At 70.4% G+C, this 14,163-nt stretch carries 13 protein-coding genes; 6 read left to right on the plus strand and 7 right to left on the minus strand.

The window, feature by feature from the left end; genetic code table 11:
* Window positions 1-19 precede the first annotated feature (19 nt).
* From ACQ86J_RS08885 to ACQ86J_RS08895, 3 genes are all read left to right on the plus strand, one after another.
* Window positions 20-1,192: an acyl-CoA dehydrogenase family protein gene (locus ACQ86J_RS08885; RefSeq protein WP_431270831.1), complete on the plus strand. Its 1,173-nt coding sequence runs from the start codon at window positions 20-22 to the stop codon at window positions 1,190-1,192.
* A 13-nt stretch (window positions 1,193-1,205) separates the two neighbouring features.
* Window positions 1,206-2,171 (plus strand): tripartite tricarboxylate transporter substrate binding protein, encoded by a 966-nt coding sequence (locus ACQ86J_RS08890; RefSeq protein ID WP_431270832.1) that lies wholly within the window; start codon window positions 1,206-1,208, stop codon window positions 2,169-2,171.
* A 195-nt stretch (window positions 2,172-2,366) separates the two neighbouring features.
* On the plus strand, window positions 2,367-2,504 hold the full coding sequence (locus ACQ86J_RS08895) for a hypothetical protein (RefSeq protein ID WP_431270833.1): 138 nt from the start codon (window positions 2,367-2,369) through the stop codon (window positions 2,502-2,504).
* Window positions 2,505-2,514: 10 nt separating this feature from the next.
* Here ACQ86J_RS08895 and ACQ86J_RS08900 read toward each other — a convergent pair whose 3' ends face one another.
* Window positions 2,515-4,044 (minus strand): AMP-binding protein, encoded by a 1,530-nt coding sequence (locus ACQ86J_RS08900; RefSeq protein WP_431270834.1) that lies wholly within the window; start codon window positions 4,042-4,044, stop codon window positions 2,515-2,517.
* 238 nt (window positions 4,045-4,282) lie between these two features.
* Here ACQ86J_RS08900 and ACQ86J_RS08905 point away from each other — a divergent pair, with 238 nt between their 5' ends.
* The 3 genes from ACQ86J_RS08905 to ACQ86J_RS08915 all read left to right on the plus strand — a co-directional run bounded on the left by ACQ86J_RS08905 (window position 4,283) and on the right by ACQ86J_RS08915 (window position 8,025).
* Complete coding sequence (locus tag ACQ86J_RS08905) at window positions 4,283-5,197, plus strand: MBL fold metallo-hydrolase (RefSeq protein WP_431270835.1); 915 nt, start codon at window positions 4,283-4,285, stop codon at window positions 5,195-5,197.
* Window positions 5,197-6,006, plus strand: coding sequence for a hypothetical protein (locus tag ACQ86J_RS08910; protein ID WP_431270836.1), 810 nt, complete (start codon window positions 5,197-5,199; stop codon window positions 6,004-6,006). Before ACQ86J_RS08905 ends, ACQ86J_RS08910 begins: the two co-directional genes overlap by 1 nt.
* A gap of 147 nt (window positions 6,007-6,153) precedes the next feature.
* Window positions 6,154-8,025, plus strand: coding sequence for an alpha/beta fold hydrolase (locus tag ACQ86J_RS08915; protein WP_431270837.1), 1,872 nt, complete (start codon window positions 6,154-6,156; stop codon window positions 8,023-8,025).
* On the opposite strand, the gene era is transcribed toward ACQ86J_RS08915, so the two are convergent.
* From era to ACQ86J_RS08945, 6 genes are all read right to left on the minus strand, one after another.
* Window positions 8,022-8,987: a GTPase Era gene (gene era / locus ACQ86J_RS08920; RefSeq protein ID WP_431270838.1), complete on the minus strand. Its 966-nt coding sequence runs from the start codon at window positions 8,985-8,987 to the stop codon at window positions 8,022-8,024. The genes ACQ86J_RS08915 and era overlap by 4 nt on opposite strands.
* Window positions 8,984-9,667: a ribonuclease III gene (gene rnc, locus ACQ86J_RS08925; RefSeq protein ID WP_431270839.1), complete on the minus strand. Its 684-nt coding sequence runs from the start codon at window positions 9,665-9,667 to the stop codon at window positions 8,984-8,986. Before rnc ends, era begins: the two co-directional genes overlap by 4 nt.
* 10 nt (window positions 9,668-9,677) lie before the next feature.
* Complete coding sequence (gene lepB / locus ACQ86J_RS08930) at window positions 9,678-10,415, minus strand: signal peptidase I (protein WP_431270840.1); 738 nt, start codon at window positions 10,413-10,415, stop codon at window positions 9,678-9,680.
* A 140-nt stretch (window positions 10,416-10,555) separates the two neighbouring features.
* Entirely contained in the window at window positions 10,556-11,320 is a 765-nt protein-coding gene (locus ACQ86J_RS08935) for an SDR family oxidoreductase (RefSeq protein ID WP_431270841.1), read from the minus strand.
* Window positions 11,317-12,348: a zinc-dependent alcohol dehydrogenase gene (locus ACQ86J_RS08940; RefSeq protein WP_431270842.1), complete on the minus strand. Its 1,032-nt coding sequence runs from the start codon at window positions 12,346-12,348 to the stop codon at window positions 11,317-11,319. The genes ACQ86J_RS08935 and ACQ86J_RS08940 overlap by 4 nt, the downstream gene beginning before the upstream one ends.
* Window positions 12,348-14,096, minus strand: coding sequence for an acetolactate synthase catalytic subunit (locus ACQ86J_RS08945; protein WP_431270843.1), 1,749 nt, complete (start codon window positions 14,094-14,096; stop codon window positions 12,348-12,350). Before ACQ86J_RS08945 ends, ACQ86J_RS08940 begins: the two co-directional genes overlap by 1 nt.
* Window positions 14,097-14,163: the final 67 nt, after the last annotated feature.

Consider the following 14,163-nt stretch of genomic DNA (forward strand, 5'->3'; position numbering starts at 1 on the left):
GATCGCCGGAGGAACCGCCATGGACACAATCCCCGCCACGGGCAGCGCCCGCCTGACCGGCCCGCGCACCGTCTACAACGCGGACCACGAGGCTTTTCGCGACACGGTGCGTCGCTTCTTCGAGAAGCATGTGGTGCCGCATCACCGGCAGTGGGAGCGCGACGGCATCGTCTCCCGCGAGGTGTGGCGGCAGGCGGGCGAGGCCGGCATCCTCTGCCCGATGCTGTCCGAGGAGTATGGCGGCGCCGGTGCGGATTTTGGCTATAGCGCCATCGTCATCGAGGAGATTGCCCGGACCAATTGCACCGGCCCCGGCTTCCCGCTGCATTCCGATATCGTCGTCCCCTATATCGAGGACCTGGCGAGGCCCGAGCGGAAGCGCGAATGGCTGCCGAAGATGGCGTCCGGCGAGATCATCGGCGCCATCGCAATGACCGAGCCGGGCATGGGCAGCGACCTGAAGGCCATGCGCACCACGGCGAAGCGCGACGGCGACCACTACGTCATCAACGGGTCGAAGACCTTCATCAGCAACGGCCAGCTCGCCGACCTCGTCATCCTCTGCGCGAAGACCGATCCCGCCGCGGGCCGCAAGGGCATCAGCCTGATCTGCGTCCCCGCCGGCACGCCCGGCTTCACCAAGGGCCGCAACCTCGAGAAGATCGGCCTGCATGCGCAGGACACCTCGGAGCTGTTCTTCGAGGATGTGCGGGTGCCGGTCGAGAACCTGCTCGGCGAGGAGAACAAGGGCTTTTCCTACCTCATCCGCAACCTGCCGCAGGAACGCCTGGTCATCGCCGTGCGCGCCGCGATGGGCATGGAGGTGATGCTGCAGAAGACCGTGGACTACGTGAAGGAACGCCAGGCCTTCGGCCAGCCGGTCATCGACTTCCAGCACAACCGCTTCAAGCTGGCCGATGCCAAGGCGCAGGCGGCGATGTACCGGGTCTTCGCCGATCACTGCCTGGCGCTGCACCTACGCGGCGAGCTGACGGTGGAGCTGGCCGCGGCGGCCAAGCTGCTGGGCGCCGAGATGCAGAACAAGCTGTTCGACGACTTCCTGCAACTGCATGGCGGCTATGGCTACATGGCCGAATACGAGATCGGCCGCGCCTGGGCCGATGCGCGCGTCGGCCGCATCTATGGCGGCAGCAGCGAGATCATGCGCGAGATCATCGGCCGCACGCTGTAACGGAGAGAGCTTGATGCCGACCCATCGCCGCGCCCTGCTGGGCGCGGCGGCCGCGCTCGCGGCCCCTGTCAGCCTGCGTGCCCAGCCACGCTTTCCCGACCGGCCCATCACGGTGCTGGTCCCCTTCCCGCCCGGCGGCGCCACCGATGTGCAGATGCGCGGCCTGGCGGAAGCCGCGACGCGCGCCTTCGGCCAGACCGTGCTGACCGAGAACCGTCCCGGCGCCGGCAGCACGCTGGGCCCCGCCGCGGTCGCGCGCGCGAAACCCGATGGCTATCTGGTCTCGCAGATGACGCTGCCGGCGCTGCGGTTGCCCTTCATGCAGCGCATGCCCTACGACCCGCGGCGCGACTTCACGCCGATCCTGCACCTCACCGGCTATACCTTCGGCGTGCTGGTACGCGGCGACAGCCCCTGGACCACCTGGCAGGAGCTGGTTGCGGATGCGCGGGCGCGGCCCGGGCGGCACCGTTGGGGCAATACCGGCGCCAACGGCACGCCACATCTCGCCATGGTCGACCTGGCCGCGCAGGAGAAGCTCGATGTCGAGCACATTCCCTTCCGTGGCGAATCGGAAGGCACCACCGCGCTGCTCGGCGGCCATATCGAGGCACAGGCGGCCGGCACCGGCGCGGCGCCGCTCGTCGCCGAAGGCAAGCTCCGCTACCTGAATGTCTGGACGCGGGAACGCGTGGCCCGCTTCCCCGAGGTGCCGACCCTACTGGAACTCGGCTATGCCGGCATGGTGGTCACCTCGCCGTATGGGCTGGTGGCACCGGCGGGGCTCGATCCGGCGATCCTCGCCGTCCTGCATGATGGCTTCCGCCGCGCGCTGCACGATCCGGCGCATCTTGCGGTACTCGCGCGGCTCGATCAGCCGGTCGAGTACCTGAACAGCGCCGACTACGCGCGCAACATGGCCGATACGATCGACCTGGAGGAAAAGCGCGTCGAACGGCTCGGGCTGCGCGGCGGCTGAAGCGGCTCGCATTCGACCTGACTCACGACAAGCGATCCACTCCTTCGTTCAAGCGAGCAAACGACGTTTCCCGGTGATGCGGCCGGCTCGGCATTTGCTCTCAACGGCAGCGGCGACCTGTGCGCCGCGCCACAGCGGTGGCGCCACGACCGGCGCATATCCCCTGCATGCAATATGCCATGCGGGAGAGAGACGATGTTCAAGGCCATCAAGCAGCACCGGCATCAGTGGGAAGACGTGGGCGCAGTCGCGCTGGCCCTCGGCTATCTCGGCGGCTTCGTGGCGGCGGTGGAATTCGCCCTGTCCCGCCTGGTCTTCCTCAGCAGCTTCTGACGCGGGGGCGCTACCTGGCGGGCAGGTAGCGCTCCTTCAGGATCCGCCGCAGCAGCTTGCCGGCCTCGCTCCGCGGCAACTCCTCTGCCACCTCCCAGCTGCGCGGGCGCTTCGGCCCGGCCAGCCGGTCCCGGCACCAGTCCTCCAGCGCCTTGGCCTCCAGCGCCGCCCCGCCGCGCGGCACCACTACAGCATGCACCTGCTCCCCCATCTCCGCATGCGGGACGCCGACCACCGCGACTTCCGAGACATCCGGGTGCTGCGCCAGCACCGCCTCGATCTCCGCCGGATAGAGATTGACCCCGCCCGAGAGGATCAGGTCGGCCCGGCGGTCGGACAGGAACAGGAAGCCGTCCTCGTCCAGCCAGCCGAGATCGCCGAGCGTCGCCCAGCCGCGCGCGTCGTAGCAGGCGGCCGTCTTGTCAGGCGCGTTGTGGTAGGCGAAGCGCGGCGCGCCGCTGAAGCGGATGGTGCCGGTCTGCCCAGAGGGCAGTTCCGCCCCATCCTCCCCGGTGATGTGCACCGCCACGCCGTTCACCGGGCGGCCGACGCTGCCCGGCTTGCGCAGCCAGTCCTGCGGCGAGATCACCGTGGTGCCGATCCCTTCCGACCCCGCATAGTATTCCCAAAGGATCGGCCCCCACCAATCGATGATGGCGCGCTTCACCGCCGGCGGACAGGGCGCCGCGGCATGAATGGCGGTGCGATGGGAGGACAGGTCGTGCCCGCGCCGCACCGCCTCCGGCAGCGCCAGCATGCGGACGAACATCGTCGGCACCCATTGGCTATGGGTGATGCGGAACCGCTCGATGGTGGCGAGGCACTGCGCCGGGTCGGATTTGCGCAGCACCACCACGGTGCCGCCCTCGGTCAGCGTGCGGTAGACATACCGGTTGGGCGCGGCGTGGTAGAGCGGCGCGGGGCAGAGATAGACCGTGTCCTCGCCGAAGCCGTAGAAGCCCTTCCAGGTCATGTCCCATTCCGGCGCGTCGCGCTGCTCGTAAGGAACCAGCGGCCGGCGGATGCCTTTCGGCAGGCCCGTGGTGCCGGAGGAATAGAGGAATCCGCGGCCGACCGGCCGCTCGGGCAAGGGCGCCGCGGGATCCTGCGCGGCGACGCCGGTCTCGTAGCTGGCATAGCCGGGGATACCCTCGGCCAGCGCGTAGCGCGGCCGGTCACCGACCGCGCCTTCCGCCACCAAGTCCTGCGCCAGCGCGGCCAGCGCCGGGCTGGCGATCAGCAGCGTCGCGCCGCTGTCCTGCAGCACATAGGCGACCTCATGCGGCCGCAGATGGATCGAGAGCGGCGTGTAGTACAGGCCGGCCAGCCGCGTCGCCTCGGCGATCTCCAGGGATTCCGGCCGGTTCTCCAGCAGCAGGGCGATGCCGTCGCCGGGCCGCAGGCCGAGGCCGATGAGCCAACGCGCCACCTGCCGGGCCCGCGTGTACAACCGGCCATAGGTGATCGCCTCGCCCGTATCGGGAAAATACGCGGCGATCTTTTCCGGTTGGCGATCCGCCCAAGTGGCCAGTTGCGGCATCCGCATCCTCCTGTTGCCGCCAGGGTGGCGGCAGCATGCCCCGGGCGTCAATGCGTCGGCCTGACGTGGAAATCCCACGGGACACACGCTGCGGCTGTGGCATGCTGTGCGCCCGCACCACGCTGCGGGAGCCCATTGGGGGGAGGAGAATGCCAATGTCCATCATCAGCCGCCGCGGCCTGCTCGGCGCGGCTGCGTGGCAACTGCGGCCGCATCCCTGCTGCCCGGCCTGCCCGCCATGGCCGCCGCGCCGTTCCGCAACGTGCTGCCGCCCGCCTGGCAGCGTTTCAAGATCGGGGAGTTCGAGGCGACCGTGGTGTCCGACGGCCTCCTGCCGATCGGCAAGCCGGAGCCGGCCTTTCCCACCGCGCCGGTGGCAGACCTCCGCAACCTACTCTCGAGCAACTTCCTGCCGCTCGACGAAACCCCGCTCGAGCAGAACATTCTCATCCTGAATACCGGCCGGCAGCTTATTCTCTTCGACACCGGCATGGGCGAGAGCATGGGACCCGCAAGCAAGATGTTCGGGCCCACCTCGGGACGCATGCTGCAGAACATGCGCGCCGCGGGAATCGAGCCGGAGCAGATCGACCTCGTCGTGCTGACCCACGCGCATTGCGACCATTGCTGGGGATTGGTGGATGCCAGCGGCAATCGCGTCTTTCCGAACGCCCAGGTCGCCATCAGCGAGACCGACCTGAAGTTCTGGACCGACGACGCCAACAAGAAGGGAGCCGAGTTCATGGTCACCTTCGTCGATGGCGCCAAGAAGAACCTCGCGCCCTATCGTGACCGCATGATCATGGTGAAGGATGGGCAACCCGTTGCGCCGGGTGTCGTCGCCATCTCGACCCCGGGCCACACGATGGGCCATCATTGCTATGCCATCACCTCCGGCAACGCCACGATGGTGAACACCGGCGACCTCGCGCACCACCCGGTGCTGCTGCTGCGTCGGCCGATGTGGGAGTTCGCCTATGACAGCGACCCGAAGCTGTCGGCGCAGACCCGCACCCGGATGCTCGACCGTTTGGCGACCGACAAGCACCAGATACTCTCCTATCATTTCCCCTGGCCGGGCGTCGGCCGCGTGGTCAAGGAAGGCGAGGGCTTCGGCTGGTACGCGACACCGACCAACGTCTCGGTGCTCTGATGGCCGCAGCGGCGCTTCCCGAAATCCGCGAGGCGGAGGCGCCGCCCGACATCGCCGCGATCTATGCGGCGCTGCGCGAGGCCAGCGGCGTGCCGCTGGTCAACCTGATCCACCGCCACCTCGCCACCCTGCCCGGCGTGCTGCCCTGGGTCTGGCAGGCGGTCCGCCCGCCGCTGGAGGATGGCCGGCTGGCCGGGGCGCGCGATCGACTGGCGGCGGCGGTGCCGCTTCCGCCCGCCACGCTGCTGCCGGAGAACGCGCTCAGCGCTGCCGAGCGCCGGGAGGTCGCGGCCCTGGCCGAGACCTACAACCGCGGCAACCTGACCAACCTGATCCTGCTGACCGCGCTGCGCCGCGCGCTGGAAGGCACGCCCGCCGAGCCCGGCCCGCCACCGCCAGCGATCGCCCCGCCCGCCATGCTGCCGATGCCGCCGCCCCTGCCGAAGCTGGCGGCGCTGCCGCCGGCGCTCGCCGCCGCCGTGCAGGCGCTGGCGGCACGCCATGGCGATACCGGCGTTGTCCCCAGCCTCTACCTCCATCTCGCGCACTGGCCAGGCATCCCGCCGGCGCTGCCCGGCTGGCTCGGCGCCGCGCTCGACCCGGCGGCGATCGCCGCGGGACGCGACGCCGCCCGGCGGCTGGCGGAGCGCGAGGCCGATGCGCTGCGTCCCGCCTTGGCGCTGGCGGGGGAGGTGCCGAACGGCCATGGCCCGGCCGTGCTCGCCGTGCTCGGCACCTTCACCCGCCAGGTCATCCCGGCGATGGTGCCGATCGGCCTGGCGCTGCGGCGGGTCCTCGCCCAGGGTTGAACCGGGGCGCCGCCGCGGCCCGGACGGCGCCGCCTATACTGCCTGTCCCGCCGGTTGGGAGGAGGCCACCGCCCTGCCCAAAATCGCCGCCTCCTTGCCGATCCGGCCTCCGGTGGCGCCGCGGCGCCTCGACATCCAGGACCATCCATGACTGCATTCCGCCCGATGGCCCGCCGCGGTCTTCTGGTCGGGGCCGCCACCGCCGGCCTCGGCGGCCCGGTCCTAGCGCAGGGCATCACGCCGACGCTCAACGCGCTCGCGGCCAAGGCCAACTCCGGGACGGTCGGCGTCATCTCCGGCGGGGCGGACGGCACCTATGTCCGCATTGCCGCCGACCTGGCCGCGGTGCTGGACGATCCCGACGGGCTGCGGGTGCTGCCTATCCTCGGCAAGGGCTCGCTGCAGAACATCGCCGATATCCTGGTGCTGCGCGGCGTCGATATCGGCATCGTCCAGTCGGACGTGCTGGCCTATGCGCGGCGGGAGAAGCTGCTGCCCGGTCTCGACAGCCTGATCCAGTATGTCGCCAAGCTCTATGACGAAGAGGTGCATGTCCTTGCCCGTCAGGAGATCGCCGGCATCCGGGACCTGGCCGGCAAGCCGGTGAATGTCGATGTCCGCGGCAGCGGCACGGCGATGACCGCCTCGTTGGTCTTCGATGCGCTCGGCATCGCGGTCGATGCCAGGCACGACCCGCAGGACAGCGCGCTCGAGCGGCTGCGGCGCGGCGAGATCGCGGCGCTGGTCTATGTCGCGGGCAAGCCGGCCCGGCTGTTCGGCGGCATCCCGGCCGAGAGTGGCCTGAAGCTGCTGCCGGTGCCGGCCGGCCCGGCCCTGCTGCAGACCTACCTGCCCGCCGAATTCCGCCCCGCCGACTACCCCCGCCTGGTGCCGGAGGGCGGCGCGGTCGAGACCATCGCGGTCGGCGCCGTCATGGCGGTCTATGCCTGGCCGGCGGCAACCGAGCGGCATCGCAAGGTGGCCCGCTTCGTCGAGGCCTTCACCGCCAATTCCCCACCTTCCTGCAACCGCCGCGGCATCCGAAATGGCGCGAGGTGGACTTGGCCGCCCAGGTCCCGGGCTGGACCCGCTTCACTCCAGCCGCAGCCGCGACGCCGGGCCGGCCCCGTCCCTTCGTGGAACGCTAGCGCAAGCCGCAGCGTTGCACCGCAACCTCACGGAGGACGGAGCCCGCCCATGCCCAGCATCATCGCCAAGGACGGCACGCGGATCTTCTACAAGGATTGGGGCAGCGGCCCACCGGTCGTCTTCTCGCATGGCTGGCCGCTGAATTCGGATGCCTGGGACGAGCAGATGATGGCCGTCGCCTCCCAGGGCTTCCGCGCGATCGCGCATGACCGCCGCGGCCATGGCAGGTCCGACCAGGGCTGGGCCGGGCACGACATGGACGAATACGCGGATGACCTCGCCTCGCTGATCGAGACGCTGGCGCTGCAGGATGTCAGCCTGGTCGGCCATTCGACCGGTGGCGGCGAGATCACCCGCTATGCCGGCCGACACGGCACCGGGCGGATCGGCCGCATGGTGCTGTTGGGCGCGGTGCCGCCGCAGATGGTCAAGTCGGAGACCAACCCGGATGGCCTGCCGATGCAGGTCTTCGACGCCATCCGCGCCGGCGTCATGGCGGACCGCTCGCAGTTCTACCAGGACCTCAGCGGCCCCTTCTACGGCGCCAACCGGCCGGGCGCGAAGGTCTCCCAGGGGCTGCGCGATGCCTTTTGGCTGATGGGCATGCAGGCCGGGCTGAAGCCGGCCTTCGACTGCATCAAGGCCTTCTCGGAAACCGACTTCACCGCGGACCTGAAGCGGATCGACAAGCCGGTGCTGGTGGTACACGGCGACGACGACCAGATCGTGCCGATCGACCGCGCCGGCCGGGCCTCGGCGAAGCTGCTGCGGCATGCCGAGCTGAAGGTCTATGAGGGCGCGCCGCACGGCCTCGCCAGCACCCACAAGGACCGCTTCAACGCCGACCTGTTGGCTTTCCTGCGGAGCTAGTCCAGGTCTTCCAGCCCCAGCGCCCGGATCCGCCCGCGCTCCTCGTCCCAGCCCGGGCGGTCCTTCACGTTGAGGAAGAGGTGCACGCGGCGCTCCAGCAGCGCCTCGAGCTCCCGCCGCGCGCTCTGCCCAATCGCCTTCACCTTGGCGCCGCCATCGCCGATCAGGATCGCCTTCTGGGTGGCGCGGCCGACATAGATGGTGCAGTCGACGCGGACGCTGCCGTCCTTGCGCTCCTGCCAGTTCTCGGTCTCGACCGTCGCGTGGTGCGGCACTTCCTCATGCGTCTGGCGCAGGATCTGCTCGCGCACGATCTCCGCCACCAGCATGCGGTTGGGCAGGTCGGAGAGCTCGTCCTCCGGGAAAAGGTAGGGGCCGGGCGGCATGTCCGCCGCCATCTTCTCCAGCAGGCGGTCCAGCCCGCGGAATTTCTCGGCGGAGATCATGAAGGTCTCCTCGATCGGCAGCATCTGGTTCAGCTCGGCGGCCAGCGGCAGCAGCCGCGGCGGCTCCACAAGGTCCACCTTGTTGAGCGCCAGCCAGATCGGCTTGGCCGCCTTGGCCAGGCGTTCCACGATCGCGCGCACCGCATCGGTCAGCCCGGCCCGGGCATCGACGATCAGCAGGGTGCGGTCGGCGTCCTGCGCGCCGCCCCAGGCGGCGGCGACCATGGCGCGGTCGAGGCGCCGGCGCGGCTGGAAGATGCCGGGCGTGTCCACCAGGATGATCTGTGCCCGCCCCTGGGTGCCTTCGTGCATCACCACGGCGCGGATGCGGAAGCGGGTGGTCTGCGGCTTCGGCGAGACGATCGTCACCTTGCTGCCGGCCAGCGCATTCACCAGCGTCGACTTGCCGGCATTCGGCGCGCCGACCACGGCCACCAGGCCGCAGCGCGTGCGGCCGGCCACCGGCGCCGGGCGGCTTTCCTCGGGAGGGTGGGGCAGGTCCTGGTCCTCGTTCATGTCCGTTGCAGCCCCAAAAGCCAGGCCTCCGCCGCCGCCTGCTCGGCGGCCCGCTTGGTCGCCCCCGTGCCCTCGGCGTCCCGGCCCGCCGCCGCGACGGTTACCTTGAAGACCGGGCTGTGCGGCGGCCCCTCGGTCGAGGTCAGGGTATAGGCCGGCAGGCCGAGCCCACGTCCGAGCGTCCATTCCTGCAGCCGGCTCTTTGCCGGAAGCGGCGGCTTGTGGTGGCCTTCCAGCAGGCCAAGCCATTCCTGTCGCACCAGCTTGCGCGCCGCCTCCAGCCCGGCATCCAGGTAGAGCGCGCCGAGCACCGCTTCCAGCGCATCCGACAGGATGTTCACCCAGGTGCGGAAGCCCTGCTGCCGGTAGCTCTCCGGCATCTTCAGCGCCGCAGCGATCTCCAGCCGCTCGGCGATGCCGGCCAGCGTTTCGGCCGATATCAGGAAGGACAGCCGCTTGCCGAGGTCGCCCTCGCGCTCGGTCGGGAAGCGCTCGATCAGCCATTCGGCAATAAGCAGGCCGAGCACCCGGTCGCCGATGAATTCCAGCCGCTCGTTCGAGCTCAGCCGTGACCCCTGGGTGGCGGAGGAATGGGTCAGCGCCTGCCGCAGCAGCTCCGGCCGCGCGAAGGCGTGGCCGAGCCTGGCCGCAAGGGCGGCATGGCCCGCCTCGTCGCTCATGACGGCCGGCTCATCGGACGCCGGAGAACAGCCGGTTCCAGCGGATGGCCATGGGCCAGGTCCAGGGCTTCCACAGGCTGGCCTGCGATCCGTCGAGCGAAAAGAAGATGAATCCAGCCCGGCCCACCAGGTTCTCCACCGGGATGAAACCGACCGCGTCCAGGTAGCGGCTGTCCTGGCTGTTGTCCTGGTTGTCGCCCATGCCGAAGACATGGTTGGGGGGGATGCGGAATTCGATCGTGTTGTCGGCGCTGCCCTGGTCGGTGCATTCGAGGATGCCGTGCACCCGGCCCTCAGGCAGCGTTTCGCGGTAATACTTGGCCGGCTCGCGGTAGCAGCGGTCGAGCTCGGAATCGCCCACCAGCTCCCGCTTCACCGGCTGGCCGTTGACATGCAGGATGCCCCCGCGGACCTGGATACGGTCGCCCGGCAGGCCGACGATGCGCTTGATATAGTCCTGGCTGGGGTCGCGCGGCAGCTTGAAGACGGCGACGTCGCCGCGCTTCGGCAGCGACCCGAAGATCCGCCCGGAGAACAGGTTCGGCCCAAAGGGCATCGAGTAGCGCGAATAGCCGTAGGAGTATTTTGAGACGAAGAGATAGTCGCCGACCAGCAGGGTCGGGATCATGGAGCCGGACGGGATGTTGAACGGTTCGAAAGCAATGGTCCGGATGCCGATGGCGATCAAGCCGGCATAGAGCATCGTCTTGACGCTCTCCAGCCAGCCGCCGGACTTCTTCTTCGCCATGGATGTGCTCAAGGAAACCACCGCAGGGTTGGGCGCCCGCGGGGCGGTCCCCGGGCAGGGTCGGCGCGTCAGGCGCCGGGATGAAGCCTGCCGGGGGGTAGGGTGTCAAGAAACCGACCGTTTCGGGCATCCCGCTACGCTCACGGCATGAAGCTGCCGCCACCGACATCGATGGTGCCGCCGGTCAGGTAGGCGGCGGCATCCGAGGCGAGGAAGGCGGCGACCTCCGCCACATCGGCCGGCGTGCCGACCCGGCCCACCGGCACCTGCGCCAGGAAGGCGGCATTGGCCGCGTCGGTGGTGCCGCGCGCCATCGGCGTGTCGATCCGGCCGGGGGCGATGCAGTTCACCGTGATCCCGTCCGGGCCGCATTCGACCGCGAGGCTGCGGGCGAAGCCCATCAGCCCGGTCTTGGCCGCCGCGTAATGGGCGCCGGCGATCTGGCTCTTGGCCCGCGCCGCCTGACTGGTCAGCATGATGATCCGGCCCCAGCGCCGGGCCCGCAGCGGCGGCAGGCAGGCCTGGGAGACCAGGAAGGCCCCCGTCAGGTTCACCGCCAGCACCCGGCGCCATTCCTCGGCCGGCATGTCGCGGATCTTCCGCGCCCGGCCATCCGTCGCCTTGGGGGAGATGCCGGCATTGTTCACGACGATGCCGAGCCGTTGCCAATCCTCGCCGAGGGCAATCGGCAGTGCGGCCACCGCCTGCTCGTCCGCCACGTCGAGCCGGATGGCGCGGGCCTCGTGCCCCTGGGCCCGGAGCGCGGCGGCGGTCGCCTCCACCTCGTCGATCACGTCGGCCAGCACCACGGGGTGGCCGTTCGCCGCAAGTTTCGCGGCGATGCCGGCACCGATGCCGCGGGCGGCGCCGGTGACGAGGGCGAGACGGTCCTCTGGGGCGTTCATGGCGTCAGGATCACCTTGCTGGCGGCGCGCTGGCGGGCGAGTTCGAACCCCTCGATGCCACGATCCAGCGACATGCGGTGGGTGATCATCGGCCGGAAGCCCTCCGGGTCGCGCGAGAGGTGGGCCAGCACGCGGTCCCAGGTGCGGCGCTCGGCGCCATGGGAGGCACGGAGCTGGTGGCGCATGCGGACGAAGTCGGTCAGCGGCAGGGTCAGCGGCGCGGCGTGGATGCCGGCGGCGACGATCACGCCGCCCTTCTTCAGCACGGACATGCCCTCGACAAGGGTCTGCGGCACGCCGGTCGCCTCCAGCACCACGTCGACGGCGCGGCCGCCGGTCAGCGCCATCACCTGGTCCTTCAGGGCGCCCTCCGCGACATCGACCAGCTCGGTGAAGCCGAGCGCCCGCAGCACGTCGAAGCGCGGCGCATCGGCGCGGCCGGCGACGATGACCCGGGCGGCGCCGGCCAGCCGGGCGAACAGGGCGATGGCCTGGCCGATGGTCCCGGGGCCGAGCACCAGCACGGTGTCGCCGAGACCGACCTCGCCGGTCAGCACCGCCTCGGCGCCGACGCCGAGCGGCTCGGTCAGCGCCGCCAGCTCGGCGTCCAGCCCCTTCGGCAGGGCGACGCAGCAGCGCGACGGCACCCGGACCTCGGCCTGGAAGCCGCCGTCCCGCGTCAGGCCGATGCCCTGGCGGTTTAGGCAGTTGCGCGTGTCGCCGGCCCGGCAATTGGCGCAATGGCCGCAGAAGACGAAGGGGATGACGGCGACCCTATCGCCCTCGGCGAAGCCCGAGCCGGTGCCGTTGCGGATGACGGTGCCGCAGAATTCGTGGCCCATGGTCAGCGGCAGGTGCGGGACCATGAAGTCGTAGCCCGCGGTCCACTCATAGGCATGGACGTCGGAGCCGCAGACGCCGACCGCGTCGACCCGCAGCACCACCTCGGCCGGGCCGGGCGGCGGCGGCTCGGGGATGTCCTGGAATTCGAGGCCGAAGGCGGCCGCCGTCTTGCGCAGCGCCAGCATCAGAAGGGCTCCGGATAGTGGCCGGCATAGAAGGAGATCGGCGGCTTGGCGTCGGGGTCGGTCACCATGTCGATCAGCGTCGGGTGGTCCGCGGCCAGCGCCGTCTCCAGCGCGCCGCGGATCTCGCCGCTATGCTCCAGCCGCACGCCGAGCACGCCGCAGGCCCGGGCGATGGCGGCGTGGTCGACGGCGGTGAAGTTCACCGCCTTGGTGTGCTCGCCGGATTTCACCTCCTCGGCATGCTTCTGATAGCCGAGGATGCCGTTGTTCAGGACGATGGTGACGATCGGCAGCTCGAGCCGCCGCAGCGTCTCGAGCTCGGCCCAGGAATGGCCGAAGCCGCCATCGCCGCAGAGGCAGACGACGCGGCCGCCGGAGCCTGCCTCCTCCGCCGCGATGCGGGCGCCGATCGCCATGGGCAGGCCCCAGCCGAGGCCGGCGATGCCGCGCGGGGTCAGGAAGCGCTGGCCCGGCCGCTTCGCGGTCAGGTAGTTGGCGATCCAGATCGAGGAATAGGAGGCATCGGCGACGACGATGTCCTCCGGCCGAAGCAGCGCGTCGAGCTCGGCCATCAGCCGCTCCGGCCGCGGCAGCTTCGCGTCGCGGGTGGTGATGTCGGCGATGGTGCGTCGCCAGCCCGTGATGGCGCTGGCGATCTCGGCCTCGAGGCCGGGACGGGCGGCGGCGCGGGTCGAGAGGTCGCGGGCCTTCAAGGCCTCGCCCAGCGCGGCCAGGGTCAGCTTCGCATCGCCCACCAGCCGCATCGCCTCATGATTGCGGCCGACCTCCATCGGATCGGCGTCGAGATGGATGAAGCGGGTATTGGGCGAGAACAGCTTCCAACTGTCCGTGCCGTTCTGGTTGGTGCGATTGCCGACCAGCAGCACGACATCGGCGCGGTCGACGATCGGCCGCATCTCGCCGGTGCGGGACCCCTGCCCCATGACATAGCCGATGACGCCGAGGCTGAGCGGATGCGTCTCATCCACCCCGCCCTTGCCCATGACGGTGGTGCCGACGGGCAGGTGCGCCGCTTCCTGCAGCGCGGCCAATCCGGCCGCGGCGCCCGAGAGGTGGATGCCGCCGCCGGCGACCACCAGCGGGTGCCGCGCCGCGGCCAGCATGTCCGCCGCCGCGGCGATGGCGGCAGGGTCGGCCACCACCCGGTCGAGCGGCACCTGGCCGAGCGACATGGCCCGCGGCCGCAGCAGGGAGGAAAGCGAGGCGGCCGGATCGGTCAGCAGGTCGGCCGGCACCAGCAGCACGGCGGGGCCTGGCCGGCCGGAGGTCGCGGCGGTGAAGGCCATGTCCACATAGTCGTCCAGCCGGTCGGCGCGGTCGATCCGCCGCACCCATTTCGCAACCGGGGCGAACATGTTGAGGTGGTCCAACTCCTGGAAGGCATTGCGGTCGGAGCTGTCGCGGGTGACCTCCTGCACCAGGGCGAGGACCGGGATACTGGCCTTCAGCGCCTCCGCCAGCGGCGGCACCAACAGCGTCGCGGCCGGGCCGTTCTGCGCGGTGACCACGCCGACCTTGCGGGAGATCCGGGCATAGCCATCCGCCATGGTCCCGCCGGCATTCTCCTGCCGGTAGACCTTCTGGTCGATGCCGACATGCGGCGAGGCCAAATGAAAGGCGCTGGGCAGGGATTGGCCGAAGGTCAGCGTCACGCCATGGCGGCGGAAGGCCTCGGCGAGACGAAGGGCCACGGTGGCGTTGGTGGTCTGTCCGGCGTGATCCGGCATTGCGTTCCCTCTCGGCGTTTCGCGGGAGGGTAGCACCGCGGGCGGGAGGGGGAAGCCGGGGATGGCG

This window comes from Dankookia sp. P2 (genome assembly GCF_050632255.1).
Lineage (GTDB): Bacteria > Pseudomonadota > Alphaproteobacteria > Acetobacterales > Acetobacteraceae > Paracraurococcus.

Excerpts from the sequence above, each read along its gene's own strand:
- ACQ86J_RS08940 (WP_431270842.1), bottom strand. The coding sequence starts at position 12,348 with ATGCTGGCGCTGCGCAAGACGGCGGCCGCCTTCGGCCTCGAATTCCAG.
- ACQ86J_RS08905 (WP_431270835.1), top strand. The coding sequence starts at position 4,283 with ATGGCCGCCGCGCCGTTCCGCAACGTGCTGCCGCCCGCCTGGCAGCGT.
- ACQ86J_RS08890 (WP_431270832.1), top strand. The coding sequence starts at position 1,206 with ATGCCGACCCATCGCCGCGCCCTGCTGGGCGCGGCGGCCGCGCTCGCG.
- ACQ86J_RS08935 (WP_431270841.1), bottom strand. The coding sequence starts at position 11,320 with ATGAACGCCCCAGAGGACCGTCTCGCCCTCGTCACCGGCGCCGCCCGC.
- ACQ86J_RS08900 (WP_431270834.1), bottom strand. The coding sequence starts at position 4,044 with ATGCCGCAACTGGCCACTTGGGCGGATCGCCAACCGGAAAAGATCGCC.
- ACQ86J_RS08915 (WP_431270837.1), top strand. The coding sequence starts at position 6,154 with ATGACTGCATTCCGCCCGATGGCCCGCCGCGGTCTTCTGGTCGGGGCC.
- era (WP_431270838.1), bottom strand. The coding sequence starts at position 8,987 with ATGAACGAGGACCAGGACCTGCCCCACCCTCCCGAGGAAAGCCGCCCG.
- ACQ86J_RS08910 (WP_431270836.1), top strand. The coding sequence starts at position 5,197 with ATGGCCGCAGCGGCGCTTCCCGAAATCCGCGAGGCGGAGGCGCCGCCC.
- ACQ86J_RS08895 (WP_431270833.1), top strand. The coding sequence starts at position 2,367 with ATGTTCAAGGCCATCAAGCAGCACCGGCATCAGTGGGAAGACGTGGGC.
- rnc (WP_431270839.1), bottom strand. The coding sequence starts at position 9,667 with ATGAGCGACGAGGCGGGCCATGCCGCCCTTGCGGCCAGGCTCGGCCAC.
- ACQ86J_RS08885 (WP_431270831.1), top strand. The coding sequence starts at position 20 with ATGGACACAATCCCCGCCACGGGCAGCGCCCGCCTGACCGGCCCGCGC.
- lepB (WP_431270840.1), bottom strand. The coding sequence starts at position 10,415 with ATGGCGAAGAAGAAGTCCGGCGGCTGGCTGGAGAGCGTCAAGACGATG.
- ACQ86J_RS08945 (WP_431270843.1), bottom strand. The coding sequence starts at position 14,096 with ATGCCGGATCACGCCGGACAGACCACCAACGCCACCGTGGCCCTTCGT.